Source organism: Solirubrobacter deserti (assembly GCF_027587175.1).
In the GTDB taxonomy this organism is placed as follows: Bacteria; Actinomycetota; Thermoleophilia; order Solirubrobacterales; family Solirubrobacteraceae; genus Solirubrobacter; species Solirubrobacter deserti.
This window is the reverse complement of the sequence record NZ_JAPCID010000001.1, coordinates 190,514-204,442: the sequence shown is the minus strand read 5'-3', so window position 1 is coordinate 204,442 and position 13,929 is coordinate 190,514. Positions and strand designations below refer to the sequence as shown.

Below are 13,929 nucleotides of genomic sequence, written 5' to 3'. Positions count from 1 at the left end.
GCAGAATGACTCACGGCGAATCCCCGAGTCTAGTTCGATCCGGCCCGAAGCAGACCTTCTTTTCGTAAACGCGCGAGGCAGCGCCGGCGCAGATCGGCTTCCCGCGGCGCTCGATCAGGCGGTGCGACGGGGTCCGAGCCGACGCCCAGCCGCGTCCCCCAGGGCACGGCCTCGGCGATCGTCACCTCCTGCCCGGTCTCGTCCTCGAGCGCGGCGATCGCGGCCTCCGCGTCGGCCTCGGGCGGGATCCAGATGGAGACGTCGAGGCTCACGACGTCCACCACGAGCGTGTCGTTCTTGAGCACGCCGCCGGCCAGCTTCTCGTTCGGGATCACGATCCGCTGGTGGGTCGCGGTCTTGAGGATCGTGTAGTTCAACCGCACGTCCTCGACCACGCCGTAGTGGCCCTCGAACGTCACCCAGTCGCCGACGCGAATCGGCTGCGTGACCGCGAGCATGATCCCGGCGACGAAGTTCGCGAGCACCTGGCGGGCGGCGAAGCCGATCACGGCCGCGGCGATCGCGCCGGAGGCGAGCAGGCCGCGCGCGAGGTTGGAGATGCCGTCGAAGGCCGAGAGCGCGAGCGCGATCCCGATCAGCACGATGATCGCGTAGATCAGGCGGCGCACGAAGCGCAGACGGGTCGCGCCCTCGCGCGTGATCCCCGCCTTGTCGGAGATCTCGCGCGCGAGCCGGCCGCGGAACAGGCGGTCGAACAGCGTCGCGATCAGCAGCGCGAGGCCGATCGAGACGCCCGCGTTGATCCAGGTGGCAGTATCGACGGCGAACATGGTCCGGGCCATTCTGCTCGATGCCCTCGGCACGCTGATCGGCTTCGAGCCTCCGGCGCCCCATCTGCAAGCGGAGTTGCGGGCGCGCGGCCATGAGATCACGCGCGAACGAGCGCGGCGGGCGATCCGGGACGAGATCGCCTACTACCGCGCGCATCTGCACGAGGGCCGTGACCCGCAATCGCTGCACGAGCTGCGCGTGCGCAGCGCGGAGGCGATGGGGCTGGCGGTCCCGCTCGAGGTCGCGCTGGACGCGCTGCTGGCCTCGCTGCGCTTCTTCGCCTATCCCGACAGCGCGCCGGCGCTGATCGCCCTGCGCGAGCGCGGGATCAAGCTCGTGGTGGTCTCCAACTGGGACTGGTCGCTTCACGAGCGGCTGTCGGAGACCGGGCTCACGCCCTTGCTCGACGGCGCGCTCGCGTCCGCGGAGGTGGGCTCGGCCAAGCCGGACGGCGCCATCTTCCGCGCCGCGCTCGAACTCACCGGCACGACGCCCGCGCAGACCTGGCACGTCGGCGACACGCCCGAGGCCGACGTGGAGGGCGCCCGCGCGGCGGGCATCCGGCCGATCCTGATCGCCCGCGAGGGCGAGCTCCCGCCCGGGGCGGTACGAACGCTGGCCGAGCTCATACCCTTGGCCACGACTTGACCCAGGACTCCCAGTACGGCGGCTGGCTCCCGCCCGAGACGCCCGAGCGGCCCCCGGAAGCCGCTCCGCCCCCGCCGCCGCCCGACCCGCACATCCCGCTGTGGGCCCCGTTCCTCGCCCTCGCGGCCGCGCTGACCATCGTGCTGATCATCGGCGGCACGGTGATCGCCGTGGTCTCGGCCGTCGACCCGAGCATCGAGGCCGACGACCTGCCCGTCGGCCTGACGCTCGCGCTCACCGCCTTCCAGAACATCGTCTTCGTGTTCGCCGCCTACATCACGGTCAAGCTCGCGCTCGGCCGCACCACGCGCGCCGACTTCGGGCTCGTGCGCGTGCGCCGGATCGGGGAGGCGGCGGGCTGGGCGGTGCTCGTCTACGTCGGCTTCTGGATGGTGACCGCGCTGCTGGCGGGCATCTTCGGCCAGCCCGAGGAGCAGCAGCTGGTGACCGACGTCAAGAACGAGGACTCGCTCGCCGTGCTGATCGCCTACGGCGTCACGATCTGCCTGATCGCGCCGATCGTGGAGGAGCTGTTCTTCCGCGGGTTCATGTTCGGCGCGCTCGCCCAGCGCCTGGGCCCGTGGTGGGGCATGGCGATCACCGGCGTGGTCTTCGCCGTCGGCCACGCGCCCGCGCCGGCGATCTCGCTGATCGCGCTCGGCGTGTTCGGAGTGGGGTTGTGCCTCCTTTACTGGCGAACACAGTCCATAGTTCCGTGCATGGCCTTGCACGCCCTCAACAATGCGATCACCTTCGGGGTGACGAGAGACCTCGATCCGGCGCTGTTCGCCGCGGTCGTCGTCGGCGCCGTCGGTACGGTCTCGGCCGGCGCGCATGCGCTGTCCTCCCGGCGAACGGTGGCTGCATGAAGCGGACCGGGTTGGCGCTCGTCGCCCTCGGTGCCGTTCCCGCCACCGCTTCCGCCCAGACGCCGCCGGCTCCCGCTCCCGTTCCGGCCACCGCGACGCTGTCCGTGACCGCCCAGGACACGCTCGGCGGCGCCGCGCTCACCGGCCGCTCGTTCACGGCGCGGGTCGTGATGAAGCCGTACGTCCCGAACGAGACGGCGGTCCTGCGGGTCTATCGCGGCAAGAAGAAGATCCGCGTCAAGACGCTGGCGTTCAAGCCCGTCAACGGCGGCGCGGCCGGCGTGGCCACGCTCAAGGTCAAGTCGGCCAAGGCCGGCCGGCTCTCGCTGCGCGCCTCCCACCGCGCCACGCCCGCGCTGGCGACGGCCGTGGCCAAGACGGTGCGCCTGGACGCCGTGCGGCCGTACGCGGCCCGCGGCTCCCGCGGCGCCGCGGTGCGCATCCTGCAGTCACGGCTCGCCGCGATGAAGTACGTGGTCCCGCGCACGGGCGTCTACGACAGTGGCACCGCCAACGCGGTCATGGCCTGGCGCAAGATGACCGGGATGGCGCGGACCTACACCGCGACGTCCGACGTCTTCAGCGGGCTGCTCGCCGGCAAGGGCAAGTTCAAGGTCCGCCACCCCGGTGACGGGCGCCACGTCGAGGCGCGCATCAGCAAGCAGGTGTTCGCGCTGATCGACGGCGGCAAGGTCCAGCGCATCTACCACACGTCCACGGGCGCGCCCGCCACGCCGACCGTGCGCGGCAAGTTCCGCGTCTACCGCAAGGACCCGGGCACCAACGCCAAGGGCATGGTCGACTCGGTGTACTTCATCCGCGGCTACGCCATCCACGGCTACGTGTCCGTGCCGCCTTACAACGCGAGCCACGGTTGCCTGCGCGTCCCGATCCCGAACGCGCGGGAGATCTACAACTGGCTTCAGCTCGGCAACGTCGTCTGGGTGGAGGAGTAGCCCCAGGACTCAGCGGCCAGGCGGGAAAGCACCTCGTGCATCCCGCCGGCGGCGTGGGCCGCGCGCATGCGGTCCGCGCCGCCGCCGTCGCGCAGGATGCGCTCGACCTCCTCGAGCGCGTCCTCGCCGTGCAACTCTGACGCGTAGCCGCGGGCGAGCGCGAGCGCGTCGGCGCCGACCTCCCGCATCGGGCGGATCGCGCCGCGCCACCAGACCGTCGCGTCGAGCCCGTCGCGCGCGGCGCGGAAGGACGACTCCATGATCCCCTCGGTCGGCGGTGCGGCCTCCTCCTCACCGTTCGCGCAGGCCACGGCCAGCGCGTGCACGAGCGCGGCGATCCCCGTCGCCGACTCGAGCCGGCTCTGCGCGTCCATCGCGCGCACCTCGATCGTGCCGAGCCGCGGGCTGGGTCGGATGTCCCACCACAAGTACGTGTAGTCAGGGGCCTCGGCCGTCTCCACGCACCACTGCACGACGTCCTGGTAGTGCTCCCAGCCCGCGAACGTGGGCGGGATGGTGGAGCGCGGGAAGCTGCGGAAGAGCGTCGAGCGTGCGCTGGCGAGGCCGCTGTCGTGGCCGAACCAGAACGGCGAGTGCGCCGCGAGCGCCTGCAGCAGCGGGAGGTAGGCGCGCATGCGGTTGCAGACGTCGATCGCGGTCTCGGGATCGGGCATGCCGACGTGCACGTGCAGCGCCGCGGTGGGCGTGCGGCTGACGAGCCCGCGCATCTCGCGGCGGATGTCCTGATAGCGGTCGGTCTCGACGTGCACGACGTCGCCGAACGCGACGTGCGGGTGCAGGCCGCCGCCGATGAACGCCGCGCCCGTGCCGCGGATGAGCTCGCGCAGGGACGCGAGCGCGTCCATCCCCTCGGCCGCGGAGGCGACCACCGGGGTCGAGCACTCGATCAGCGCCTCGTAGAGGTCGTTCATGATCACGCCCGCGGGCGGATCGAGCAGACCGACCAGGTCGCTCGCGATGTTGGCCGGACGAAACGTCTCGGCGTCGACGAGCAGGAGCTCCTCCTCGATCCCGAGCGGGAAACCGGGCCGGCGGCCGAAGCGGTGCTCCACGAGCCCAGTCTACGGCCGATGGGCCGAATATGGTCCTGGGGGATGTCAGCGAAAGAGACTTTGATCGAGGAGCTGCGCCGTCACGCCCTCGTGATCGGCGGGGTGACCCTGACCTCTGGGGCCACCGCGCAGTACTACGTGGACGCCAAGCGCGCGATCCTGCGTCCGGCTGGGTTTGCCGCGCTTGGTGAACTGATCGCCTCGTACGCGCGCCAGTGGGAGGCGACGGCAGTGGGCGGGTTGACCATGGGCGCGGACGCGCCCGCGTGCGCCGCGCTGGCGGGCGGCGCGGACGTGAAGGCCTTCTTCGTCCGCAAGGAGACCAAGGCGCACGGGCTGCAGCGCAAGGTCGAGGGTCCGCCGCTGGAGCCCGGCGAGCGCTGTCTGATCGTGGAGGACGTCGTCACCACGGGCGGCTCCACCGTGCAGGCGATCGAGGCGGTCCGCGCCGAGGGCTTCGACGTCGTCGGCGTCGTGTCCGTGCTCGACCGGCTCGCGGGCGGCGCGGAGCAGATCCGGCTCGCCTCCGATGACGCGCCCTACGAGGCGCTGGCGACGATCGACGAGGTCTACCCGGACCGGCCGGACAAGGCCTAGAAGAGCTGCGGCGTGACGGTCAGCCGCTCCCAGCGGCCGGCCCGCACGTCGTCCGGCGGACCGTGGACGGTGAACGCGCGGCCGTCGATCGACAGGTCGTAGTCGTAGCCGAAGTGCAGCAGCGTGATGTCGCCCGGTTCCCGTGTGTCCCAGTGCGCGAAGTTCGGGTGGCCGAGCACGAGGTGCCCCGGTTGCCCGAGGCCCGGCGTCACCGCGCACAGGGCCTCGTACAACTGTTCGTAGCCGAGCTGCTGGTCGGGCGGGAGGTCGTCGCGGCGGTCCGGAAGCGTGAGCACGGGCTCGAACCGGACGCGGCGCTCCTCGAGCGTCCACTCCGGGTCGCCCGCAAGTCGCTGGAGCGCCGTGCCGGGCTCGAAGCGGTTCAGAAGGACCCGCGGGTCGTCGCCCGCGACGGGCTCGACCAGCTCGTCCTCTTCGTCGAGCGCGGCGAGGAACACCAGCGTGCCGTCCGGCGGAAGGTGCTCGCGACCGGGGACGTCCGGCAGCTCGTCAAGCCAGATCGTCATCACGTGCGTGAGCGGCCGGCCCTCGTGCTGGGGCCACTCGCCCGGAAGCTCGGGCGGGCCGCCGACGCGGCTGCGACCCTCGCCCTCCACCAGTGCGAGCCCCCAGCGGGCGGTCTCGATCAGCCCGGCCGGGAGGTCGAAGCGCGCGATCAGCGCCGCGAGCTCGGCCTCGTCGCGCGGGGCCGCTTCGAGGGTGGGCGCCGCGGGGACCGTGGCGGGCGCCTGCGCCTCTGGATTCCCGAGGGCGACGGCGCCGTCGGGCCAGGTGCGCTCGTCCACGTGGCGCTGCAGGATCGCGGCGAAGTGGGGCGCGTAGAGGTCGTCGTCCTGCAACAGCGTGCGGCGGGCCCGCAGGCCCTCGTCGTCGACCTCGAGGCTGCGCCCGTCCTCCCAATGACGCCAGATCGCCTCGCTGCGCCCGACCCGCCGCTCGGCCTTCTCGAGGTAGGCCCGATCGACGACGAACACCCGCGGCGTCTCGTGCCGCGACAGGGGCGCCATGACCTTGACCGCCGCCACGCCGGTGTCGCCGGCGACGGCGCGCTCCGCGGCCGCGGCGACCGCTGCGGCCCACGTCTCCAGCGCCGCTTCCGTGGACGGCGGGTCGGGCTCGATGCCGTGCAGCGCGCGGTCCCAGACGACGCGGTCGCCGTCGCGCACGCGCAGCAGCCCGGCGGCGTCGTACTCGCCGGTCAGCACCAGATCGCCATGACCACGAGCCCGGAGCCGGCTCCGGAACGGGGTGCGGTGGAGGACGGTGCGGCAGCGGAGGCAGCGGCGGCGCCGGGATCCACAGCTCCTCGCGGTCGCCGAACTCCACGCGGCGGACCGCCGCTTCACACTGCGCGCGCAGCGCGGACCAATCGCGCCTCAGCGCGGTGAGACGCTCATGGATCACCGGTCGAACCTAGTGCCCCCGGCAGGAATCGAACCTGCATCCCGCGCTTAGGAGGCGCGTGCTCTATCCATTGAGCTACGAGGGCTTGCCGCGGGGAAGGGTATTGCGGTCCGTGAGCGGGCAAGTAGTAGCGTGTTCGCCGGTTCGGGGAACACGGGAGTACCACCACCCCGAAGGGGGCTAAGAATTGAGTACTGGAACGGGTGCCAGCGATCTGCTGCACGCCGAGGATCACGGCGTTGATCAGATCGTCGCCGGCAAGGCGCCGGTGGCGGCTCGGTCGCCCCTGCAGCTCTTCTGGCGGCGCTTCCGCAAGGACAAGGTCGCGCTCTCCGCGCTCGTGTTCATCGCGCTGCTGATCCTGGTCGCGATCTTCGCGCCGGTGATCCGCTCGGTCGTGGGCATCCCGGACCCGGGTGAGCGCTCCACGGACGCGCTGGACGCGTTCGGGCTCCCGCTGGGGCCGACCGCCGCGCACCCGTTCGGCGTCGACGACATCGGCCGCGACATCCTCGCCCGCGTCCTGGACGGCGCCCGGCTGTCGCTCACCGTGGCGTTCATCGGCACCGGCCTGTCGGTGCTGATCGGCGTCACCGCCGGCATGATCGCGGGCTTCTACCGCGGCTGGGTGGACACGGTGATCGCGCGCGTGATCGACGTCCTGCTGGCGTTCCCGGTGCTGCTGCTCGGTCTTGGCCTCGCGTCCGCCTGTTCGACCAAGGAGGGCTGCCTCGGCGGCGCGCTGCAGCCGGGCCGCACGATCGTGATCTTCATCATCGTGCTCTCCACGTCGCCGTACGTCGCGCGCATCATCCGCGGCCAGGTGCTGTCGCTGCGCGAGAAGGAGTTCGTCGAGGCGGCGCGGTCGCTGGGCGCCGGGAACATGCGGATCATCTTCCGCGAGATCCTCCCGAACCTCGTCGCGCCGATCATCGTCTACGCGTCGCTGTTCATCCCCGCGAACATCCTGCTGGAGGCTTCGCTGTCGTTCCTCGGCGTCGGCGTGCGCGACCAGCCGTCGTGGGGCCAGATGCTCGCCGACGCCACCGGCAAGGTGGATTCGGCGTGGTGGTTCATGTTCTTCCCGGGCATGGCGCTGCTGTTGACCGTGCTCGCGTTCAACCTCGTGGGCGACGGCATGCAGGACGCGCTGAACCCCAAGGGCAACAAGCAGAGGTGAGCTGAGGTGGCCGCCTACATCGCCCGCCGGCTGCTCTGGGCCGGCTTCCTGCTGTTCGTGATCTCCTGCATCACGTTCGTCATCTTCAGCGTGCTGCCGGCCGGCGACCCGGCGGTCGCGCGCGCGGGTCGCTCGCCGTCACCGGAGCTGGTCGAGATCATCCGCGTGCAGCTCGGCCTGGACAAGTCCAAGCCCGAGCAGTTCGTCAACTACATCGCCGACATCCTGCCGTTCCTGGGCGGCAACGGCATCAACTTCGGCTTCAGCTACCAGACCAACACGGACGTGCTGCCCGAGATCCTGGAGCGGCTCCCGGTGACGATCTTCCTCACGACCGGCGCCGTGATCCTGTGGCTCGCGATCGGCATCCCGGTCGGCATGCTGTCCGCCGTCAAGACCGGCTCGTGGATGGACCGCCTCGCCATGGGCGTCGCGCTGCTGTTCATCTCCGCGCCGGTGTACTTCCTCGGTCTGGTCGCGATCTTCCTGTTCGCCGACGACATCGGGCGCTTCCCGATCCTGCCCGGCAACTCGGCCTACGGGGACGCCGACAGCCTGCTCGGGAGAGCGGAGGCGCTGATCATGCCGTGGTGCGTGCTCGCGGCGGCGTTCGCGGCGATCTACGCGCGGTTCCTGCGCGGCAACCTGATCGACACGCTGCAGGAGGACTACATCCGCACGGCCCGGGCGAAAGGGCTCTCGGAGCGGCGGGTGGTGTTCCGCCACGGCGTGCGGGCCGCGATCACGCCGATCGTGACGCTGCTCGGCCTGGACATCGGCATCCTGCTCGGCGGCGCGATCCTCACCGAGACCGTCTTCAACATCCCGGGCATCGGCCGCTACGCGTTCAACGCGATCAACCTGTCCGACCTTCCGGTCATCCAGGGGACCGTGCTGTTCGGCGCGTTCTTCATCGTGATGATGTCGCTGCTCGTCGACATCCTGTACGCCTTCATCGACCCGAGAGTGAGGTACTGATGGCTGCGCCTCTGCTCGAGGTCGAGAACCTGCAGGTGCACTTCGAGACCGAGGACGGCCTGGTCAAGGCCGTCGACGGGATCTCATACACCGTCGATCGCGGGCAGACGCTCGGGATCGTGGGCGAATCCGGGTCCGGCAAGTCCGTGTCCTCGCTCACCGTGATGGGCCTGACCCGCGCGCGCAACGCCCGCATCACCGGGACGGTGCGCTTCGACGGCAAGGACCTGCTGGGCACGTCCGAGGAGGACATGCGCCAGATCCGCGGCAACGACATCGCGATGATCTTCCAGGACCCGCTCTCTTCGCTGCACCCCTTCTACAAGGTGGGTGCGCAGATCGCGGAAGGCGTGCAGGCGCACCGGGACGTCTCGAAGGCGCAGGCGTGGGACCGCGCCGTGGAGATGCTCTCGCTGGTCGGCATCCCGGAGCCGCGCAAGCGCGCGGACGCCTACCCGCACGAGTTCTCGGGCGGCATGCGCCAGCGCGCGATGATCGCGATGGCGCTGGCCAACGACCCGAAGCTGCTGATCGCGGACGAGCCGACGACCGCGCTGGACGTGACCGTCCAGGCGCAGATCCTCGAGCTGATCGAGCGCCTGCAGAGCGAGTTCGACACCGCCGTGGTGGTCATCACGCACGACCTCGGCGTCGTGGCCGAGATGGCGGACGAGATCGCGGTGATGTACGCCGGCAGGATCGTCGAGAAGGCGAACACCGACACGATCTTCGCGGCGCCCGAGCACCCCTACACGTGGGGGCTGCTGTCGTCGATCCCGCGGCTGGACGCCCCGCGCGACGAGGAGCTCGTCCCGATCGCCGGGCGCCCGCCGTCGCTGATCAACCTGCCGGGCGGCTGCTCGTTCCACCCGCGCTGCCCGTACGTGCGCGAGGCACACACGAAGGTCGATCCGGAGCTCAAGCCGGTGCCCGGGGCGCCGGGACACGAGGTCGCCTGCCTGCTGGACTCGAGCGTGCGCCGCAAGCTGTGGAGCGAGCTGCGCTCCGGCGTCAAGCCCGCGGAAGCACGTTCGGACGTGATGGAGGAGGCCCGATGAGCGTCTCCGCGTCCGAGGCGACGGGCGCCAACCCCGTCGCACGCGAGAAGATCATGGAGGTCGAGGGCCTCTTCAAGCACTTCCCGATCCACGCCGGCTTCTTCCGGCGCCAGGTCGGGGCGGTCAAGGCCGTCGACGGCGTCTCCTTCGACGTGCTGCGCGGGGAGACGCTCGGCCTGGTCGGCGAGTCCGGCTGCGGCAAGTCGACCACCGCTCGACTGCTACTGCGCCTGATGGAGCCGACCGACGGCTCGATCAAGTTCGAGGGCCGCGAGATCGCCGGGGTCAAGGGCAACGAGCTCAAGGCGCTGCGGCGCGAGATGCAGATGATCTTCCAGGACCCCTACTCGTCCCTGAACCCGCGCAAGACCGTCGGCTCGATCATCAGCGACCCGTTCGCCATCCACGGCATGCACAAGGACGCGGGCGAGCGCAAGAAGGCCGTGCAGGAGCTGATGGACATCGTCGGCCTCAACCCGGAGCACTACAACCGCTACCCGCACGAGTTCTCGGGCGGCCAGCGCCAGCGCATCGGCGTGGCGCGCGCGCTGGCCCTGCGGCCCAAGGTCATCGTGGCCGACGAGCCCGTCTCCGCTCTGGACGTGTCGATCCAGGCGCAGGTCCTGAACCTGCTGCGCGATCTGCAGCGCGAGCTGGGGCTGACGCTGATCTTCATCGCCCACGACCTGTCCGTCGTGCGCCACATGTGCGACCGCGTCGCGGTCATGTACCTGGGCCGGATCGTCGAGCTGGCGACTTCCGACCAGCTCTACTCGCACCCGCGCATGCCCTACACGGGCGCGCTGATGTCCGCGGTGCCGGTGGCCGACCCGCGGCTGGCGGCGGCGAAGAAGCGCCAGGTGCTGGTGGGCGACGTGCCGTCCCCGACGAACCCGCCGCCGGGCTGCCGGTTCCACACGCGCTGCTGGAAGGCGCAGGAGGTGTGCCGTAACGAGGACCCGCCGCTGGTGGCGAAGGACGGCGGGAACCTCGCCGCGTGCCACTTCCCGCTGAGCGACGCGGAAGTGTTGGAGCGCGTGCCGAGCGCGCGCAACGTCAACGGCTGAGCCCGCCCGCTAGCGGCGAATCCGCGCTTCGACGTCGCGCGGGCTCACGCCGAGCGCGTCCAGCGTGCGCGCCGCGCCGCCGCGCTGGTCGCGGAGCGCCGCGCGCAGCAGGTCGCCGACGCCGATCACGTGCGTCGGATCGGCCGCGGCCTGGCGCAGCGCCTCGTGGAACACGCGCCGCGCGTACGCCGTGATCCCGCCGTTGGGCGGCGGGTCGTCGGCCAGGGTCGGAGCTGCGGCCAGCCGCGCCGATTCCAGCGTGATCCCGCACCCGCGCAGCGCCGCGGCGGCCACGGCGTCCCCGCCGCGCAGGATGCCGAGCAGCAGGTGCTCGGAGCCCATGTGGGTCGCGCCCAGCGCGTTCGCCTCCTCGCCGGCGAGCTGTACGGCGGCGCGGGCCTCGGGGGCGACGCGGAGCTTCGGCGCGGAGCCCGCGCCGGGCGGCGGCTCGGTGGCGGCGGCGAGGTCCCGGTAGCGGCGGTGGGCGGCCTGGCGGGAGATGCCGAGCGCGCGGGCGACGGCGCCGTACGAGGAGCCGGAGTCGAGCGCCCGCCAGGCCTGGACGCGCTCGAAGGCGTCGAGCTCGCGCCGCAGCGCGGACAGGTTGTGCAGCGCGACCTCGGGGTCGGAGGCGCGGATCGAGTGCTCGAGGAGCTCCGTGAGGCGGTCGGGAAGGGTTATCGGGCGCTCCAGCCGAGGTCCATGGTCACGGGGACGCCGGAGAAGGCCGAGCCGCCGGGGCCGGCCAGGAAGGCGATCACGTTCGCGACCTCCTCGGGTTCGATCAGGCGCTTGACGGCGTGTGGGGCCAGGATGACCTCCTCCAGGACGTCATCCTCGCTCATCCCGTGCGTTCTTGCCTGGTCGGGGATCTGCTTCTCGACCAAAGGGGTGCGGACGTAGCCCGGGCAGACGGCGGTCGCCTGCAGGCCCTCGAGCGCGAGCGTCTTGACCAGCCCGAGCACGCCGTGCTTGGCCGCGACGTACGCGGCCTTGTTCGGCGAAGCCACGAGCGCATGGGCGCTGGCCACCGCGATGAAGCGGCCCGAGCTCTCGTGCAACGCGTCCCACGCGTACTTGGCCAGCAGGAACGGGCTGGTCAGCAGGATCGCGAGGATCCCGTCCCAGCGGTCCTCCGGGAACTCCGCGACCGGCGCGACGTGCTGGACGCCCGCGTTCGCCACCACGACGTCCAGCCGGCCGAAGCGCTCCAGCGCGGTATCGACCGCGAGCCGGTTGCCCTCGCGGGTGGAGAGGTCGCCGTCCTCGAGGTCGAAGCCGAGGACGTCGTAGCCGTCGGAGCGCAGCCGCTCCGCGGTCGCTTTCCCGATGCCGCTGGCGGCTCCGGTGACAAGCGCGGCGGGCACGCCGCGCACCTTACCCGCGAGCGCGTTCCACCAGACGTGCGAGGCGGCTGTCCCACTCGGCGCCCACCTCCGCCATCCAGTCCATGGCGTCGATCAGCGGCGCGGGCGTGAGCGTGTAGCGCGTCTCGCGGCCTTCGCGGCGCGGCTCCACCAGCCCGGCCTTCTGCAGCGCCGCCAGGTGCTTGGCCACCGCCTGGCGCGTGATCGGCAGCTCGCCGGCCAGCCGCGAGGCCGTCAGCTCCGGCCGCTGCGCGACCGAGCGCAGGACCTCCCGCCGCGTCGGGTCGCTCAGGGCCGCGAAGACGTCGTCTACGCCAGGCACAGAGCGGACGCGGCGCTGAGCGCCATCAGCTTCGGACCCCAGGTGACGGAGTCGCGGGAGAAGCGGTGCTCGGTGACGTACAGGCGCGTGCCGGAGACCGCGTCCTCGAGCCGCCACTCCACGCGCGAGTCGCCCCAGCGGAACACGATCCGCTCGCCCTCGGTGACCTCCTCGACGACGCCCTCGCGCGTCTGGTCGCCGTCGCGCACGCGCAACGGCGCGTCCTCGGAGGCCTCGAACTCGACCTCCTCGCCGAGCCACTCCTCGAGTTCGGCCGGCTCGGTGATCAGCTCCCACGCGCGCTCGCGATCGCAGGGCAACACGACTTCTCGGTTCACGACGGGCATCAGCAACTCCTTGGTTGCACGACAGGCTACCATGGCGTCAAACACGCAACTCGGAGGTTGCACATCAATGCCGCTCGTTCCCGTCGTCGTTCAGCAGGACTCCCGTGGGGAGCGCTCGTTCGACATCTACTCCCGGCTCCTGCGTGAGCGCGTGATCTTCGTCGGCACCGCGATCGACGACAACATCGCGAACCTGGTCGTCGCGCAGCTGCTGCACCTCGAGGCCGAGGACCCCGACAAGGACATCCAGATGTACATCAACTCGCCCGGTGGCGTGGTCTACGCCGGGCTGGCGATCTACGACACGATGCGCTTCATCCAGCCCGACGTCGCGACGATCTGCTGCGGCATCGCCATGTCCATGGGCTCGCTGATCCTCGCCGGCGGCACGCCCGGCAAGCGCTCCGCCCTCCCCAACAGCCGCATCCTCATCCACCAGCCGTCCGGCGGGTTCCAGGGCCAGGCGACCGACATCCAGATCCACGCCAAGGAGACGCTCGAGCTGCGCGAGCGCATCGAGGAGATCTACTCCCACCACACGGGGCAGCCGAAGGAGCAGATCTCGCTGGACCTGGAACGCGACCGCTACTTCACCGCCCAGCAGGCCGCCGACTACGGCTTGATCGACCGCGTCTTCGTCGACCGCAACGGCGGCAACGGCTACTCCTCCTCGTAGAGCGACTCGTGGGCGAGCGCGTTGCCCGCCCCGTCGCGCAGCACGACCTCGAGGAAGGTGTCGTCGTAGGCGTCGGGGGCGAGCAGCGTGAAGCGCTCGCCCTCGATCTCCGCCTCGTCGACCGTCACGCGGCCGAGCTCGGCGGTCACGATCCGGCCGCTGGAGATCATCGGCACGCCCCAGATGAGCGTCATCGCCGCGACCTGACCGCCCGCGCCGCGCCAGCCGCCCACGACCTCCTGGGAGATGTCCATCTGCCACTCGGGGTGGTCGTCGGCGACGTCCGGCGTGTAGTCGGCCCACGCGTAGATCTCGCCGGGCTCGTCCCCGGGGGCGAAGGACACGTAGCCGAACAGCTCCAGGCCGGTGTCGGTGCGCGCGGTGGCGGGAACGTAGGTGCGGCCGGACCAGGTGCGGTCCGGGAACCAGTGGATGTCGCCCGCGGTGCCGAGGTCCGGATCGTCCGGGTCGGTCTCCACCTTCAGGCAGGCGGCGAGGAACTCGGCCTTGAGCGTGTCCTCCGAGGGCAGCCCGCCCTGGGGCGGCTCCGCGGCGAAGCGGCAGATCGGCATGG

At 71.3% G+C, this 13,929-nt stretch carries 17 protein-coding genes and 1 tRNA gene; 9 read left to right on the top strand and 9 right to left on the bottom strand.

The genetic code is table 11. From position 1 onward, the window contains the following. Positions 1 to 29: 29 nt before the first annotated feature. Positions 30 to 791 (bottom strand): mechanosensitive ion channel family protein, encoded by a 762-nt coding sequence (locus OJ962_RS01010; protein ID WP_202954659.1) that lies wholly within the window; start codon positions 789 to 791, stop codon positions 30 to 32. Here OJ962_RS01010 and OJ962_RS01005 point away from each other — a divergent pair. From OJ962_RS01005 to OJ962_RS00995, 3 genes are read left to right on the top strand one after another with little or no spacing between them, the layout of a single operon-like run. Further along, positions 790 to 1,440 carry an HAD family hydrolase gene (locus tag OJ962_RS01005; RefSeq protein ID WP_202954660.1) on the top strand — a complete coding sequence of 217 codons (651 nt, stop codon included), beginning with the start codon at positions 790 to 792 and terminating at the stop codon, positions 1,438 to 1,440. The genes OJ962_RS01010 and OJ962_RS01005 overlap by 2 nt on opposite strands. After that, complete coding sequence (locus OJ962_RS01000) at positions 1,437 to 2,309, top strand: CPBP family intramembrane glutamic endopeptidase (RefSeq protein WP_202954661.1); 873 nt, start codon at positions 1,437 to 1,439, stop codon at positions 2,307 to 2,309. Before OJ962_RS01005 ends, OJ962_RS01000 begins: the two co-directional genes overlap by 4 nt. After that, positions 2,306 to 3,265 carry a L,D-transpeptidase family protein gene (locus OJ962_RS00995; RefSeq protein ID WP_202954662.1) on the top strand — a complete coding sequence of 320 codons (960 nt, stop codon included), beginning with the start codon at positions 2,306 to 2,308 and terminating at the stop codon, positions 3,263 to 3,265. The genes OJ962_RS01000 and OJ962_RS00995 overlap by 4 nt, the downstream gene beginning before the upstream one ends. Here the strand turns inward: OJ962_RS00995 and OJ962_RS00990 are convergent. Further along, the gene (locus tag OJ962_RS00990) at positions 3,232 to 4,338 is read right to left on the bottom strand and encodes a carboxylate-amine ligase (RefSeq protein WP_202954663.1); all 1,107 of its coding nucleotides are present in this window, start codon (positions 4,336 to 4,338) and stop codon (positions 3,232 to 3,234) included. The two genes, OJ962_RS00995 and OJ962_RS00990, sit on opposite strands and share 34 nt — an antisense overlap. A 42-nt stretch (positions 4,339 to 4,380) precedes the next feature. Here OJ962_RS00990 and OJ962_RS00985 point away from each other — a divergent pair, with 42 nt between their 5' ends. Beyond that, positions 4,381 to 4,935, top strand: coding sequence for an orotate phosphoribosyltransferase (locus tag OJ962_RS00985; protein ID WP_202954664.1), 555 nt, complete (start codon positions 4,381 to 4,383; stop codon positions 4,933 to 4,935). On the opposite strand, the gene OJ962_RS00980 is transcribed toward OJ962_RS00985, so the two are convergent. Beyond that, positions 4,932 to 6,161 carry a DUF1963 domain-containing protein gene (locus OJ962_RS00980; RefSeq protein ID WP_202954665.1) on the bottom strand — a complete coding sequence of 410 codons (1,230 nt, stop codon included), beginning with the start codon at positions 6,159 to 6,161 and terminating at the stop codon, positions 4,932 to 4,934. The genes OJ962_RS00985 and OJ962_RS00980 overlap by 4 nt on opposite strands. 212 nt (positions 6,162 to 6,373) lie before the next feature. Further along, positions 6,374 to 6,445: transfer RNA gene (locus OJ962_RS00975), tRNA-Arg, on the bottom strand. 102 nt (positions 6,446 to 6,547) lie between these two features. Between OJ962_RS00975 and OJ962_RS00970 the strand changes: the two genes are divergently transcribed. The 4 genes from OJ962_RS00970 to OJ962_RS00955 are packed head-to-tail and all read left to right on the top strand — an operon-like array spanning position 6,548 to position 10,643. Further along, positions 6,548 to 7,540 (top strand): ABC transporter permease, encoded by a 993-nt coding sequence (locus tag OJ962_RS00970; RefSeq protein ID WP_238931581.1) that lies wholly within the window; start codon positions 6,548 to 6,550, stop codon positions 7,538 to 7,540. A 6-nt stretch (positions 7,541 to 7,546) separates the two neighbouring features. Next, positions 7,547 to 8,518: an ABC transporter permease gene (locus OJ962_RS00965; RefSeq protein WP_202954666.1), complete on the top strand. Its 972-nt coding sequence runs from the start codon at positions 7,547 to 7,549 to the stop codon at positions 8,516 to 8,518. After that, positions 8,518 to 9,576: an ABC transporter ATP-binding protein gene (locus tag OJ962_RS00960; RefSeq protein ID WP_202954667.1), complete on the top strand. Its 1,059-nt coding sequence runs from the start codon at positions 8,518 to 8,520 to the stop codon at positions 9,574 to 9,576. The genes OJ962_RS00965 and OJ962_RS00960 overlap by 1 nt, the downstream gene beginning before the upstream one ends. Then, positions 9,573 to 10,643: an ABC transporter ATP-binding protein gene (locus OJ962_RS00955; protein WP_202954668.1), complete on the top strand. Its 1,071-nt coding sequence runs from the start codon at positions 9,573 to 9,575 to the stop codon at positions 10,641 to 10,643. Before OJ962_RS00960 ends, OJ962_RS00955 begins: the two co-directional genes overlap by 4 nt. A 9-nt stretch (positions 10,644 to 10,652) precedes the next feature. On the opposite strand, the gene OJ962_RS00950 is transcribed toward OJ962_RS00955, so the two are convergent. From OJ962_RS00950 to OJ962_RS00935, 4 genes are all read right to left on the bottom strand, one after another. Further along, positions 10,653 to 11,144 carry a Clp protease N-terminal domain-containing protein gene (locus OJ962_RS00950; RefSeq protein WP_270006136.1) on the bottom strand — a complete coding sequence of 164 codons (492 nt, stop codon included), beginning with the start codon at positions 11,142 to 11,144 and terminating at the stop codon, positions 10,653 to 10,655. Positions 11,145 to 11,320: 176 nt separating this feature from the next. Beyond that, complete coding sequence (locus OJ962_RS00945; RefSeq protein WP_270006126.1) at positions 11,321 to 12,010, bottom strand: SDR family oxidoreductase; 690 nt, start codon at positions 12,008 to 12,010, stop codon at positions 11,321 to 11,323. 10 nt (positions 12,011 to 12,020) lie between these two features. Beyond that, positions 12,021 to 12,332 carry an ArsR/SmtB family transcription factor gene (locus OJ962_RS00940; RefSeq protein WP_270006125.1) on the bottom strand — a complete coding sequence of 104 codons (312 nt, stop codon included), beginning with the start codon at positions 12,330 to 12,332 and terminating at the stop codon, positions 12,021 to 12,023. Next, a complete protein-coding gene (locus OJ962_RS00935) occupies positions 12,320 to 12,679 on the bottom strand; it encodes an SRPBCC family protein (RefSeq protein WP_202954670.1) in 360 nt (119 codons plus the stop codon). Before OJ962_RS00935 ends, OJ962_RS00940 begins: the two co-directional genes overlap by 13 nt. A gap of 67 nt (positions 12,680 to 12,746) precedes the next feature. Between OJ962_RS00935 and OJ962_RS00930 the strand changes: the two genes are divergently transcribed. After that, on the top strand, positions 12,747 to 13,355 hold the full coding sequence (locus tag OJ962_RS00930) for an ATP-dependent Clp protease proteolytic subunit (RefSeq protein WP_202954671.1): 609 nt from the start codon (positions 12,747 to 12,749) through the stop codon (positions 13,353 to 13,355). Here the strand turns inward: OJ962_RS00930 and OJ962_RS00925 are convergent. Continuing rightward, positions 13,340 to 13,927, bottom strand: a complete 588-nt coding sequence (locus OJ962_RS00925) for a hypothetical protein (RefSeq protein ID WP_202954672.1) — start codon at positions 13,925 to 13,927, stop codon at positions 13,340 to 13,342. The genes OJ962_RS00930 and OJ962_RS00925 overlap by 16 nt on opposite strands. Positions 13,928 to 13,929 lie beyond the last annotated feature (2 nt).

What these genes read in the sequence shown, in the direction of transcription:
- OJ962_RS00935 (WP_202954670.1), bottom strand. Translation starts at nt 12,679, where the DNA reads ATGCCCGTCGTGAACCGAGAAGTCGTGTTGCCCTGCGATCGCGAGCGC.
- OJ962_RS00955 (WP_202954668.1), top strand. Translation starts at nt 9,573, where the DNA reads ATGAGCGTCTCCGCGTCCGAGGCGACGGGCGCCAACCCCGTCGCACGC.
- OJ962_RS00925 (WP_202954672.1), bottom strand. Translation starts at nt 13,927, where the DNA reads ATGCCGATCTGCCGCTTCGCCGCGGAGCCGCCCCAGGGCGGGCTGCCC.
- OJ962_RS00930 (WP_202954671.1), top strand. Translation starts at nt 12,747, where the DNA reads ATGCCGCTCGTTCCCGTCGTCGTTCAGCAGGACTCCCGTGGGGAGCGC.
- OJ962_RS01005 (WP_202954660.1), top strand. Translation starts at nt 790, where the DNA reads ATGGTCCGGGCCATTCTGCTCGATGCCCTCGGCACGCTGATCGGCTTC.
- OJ962_RS00985 (WP_202954664.1), top strand. Translation starts at nt 4,381, where the DNA reads ATGTCAGCGAAAGAGACTTTGATCGAGGAGCTGCGCCGTCACGCCCTC.
- OJ962_RS00960 (WP_202954667.1), top strand. Translation starts at nt 8,518, where the DNA reads ATGGCTGCGCCTCTGCTCGAGGTCGAGAACCTGCAGGTGCACTTCGAG.
- OJ962_RS00995 (WP_202954662.1), top strand. Translation starts at nt 2,306, where the DNA reads ATGAAGCGGACCGGGTTGGCGCTCGTCGCCCTCGGTGCCGTTCCCGCC.
- OJ962_RS01010 (WP_202954659.1), bottom strand. Translation starts at nt 791, where the DNA reads ATGTTCGCCGTCGATACTGCCACCTGGATCAACGCGGGCGTCTCGATC.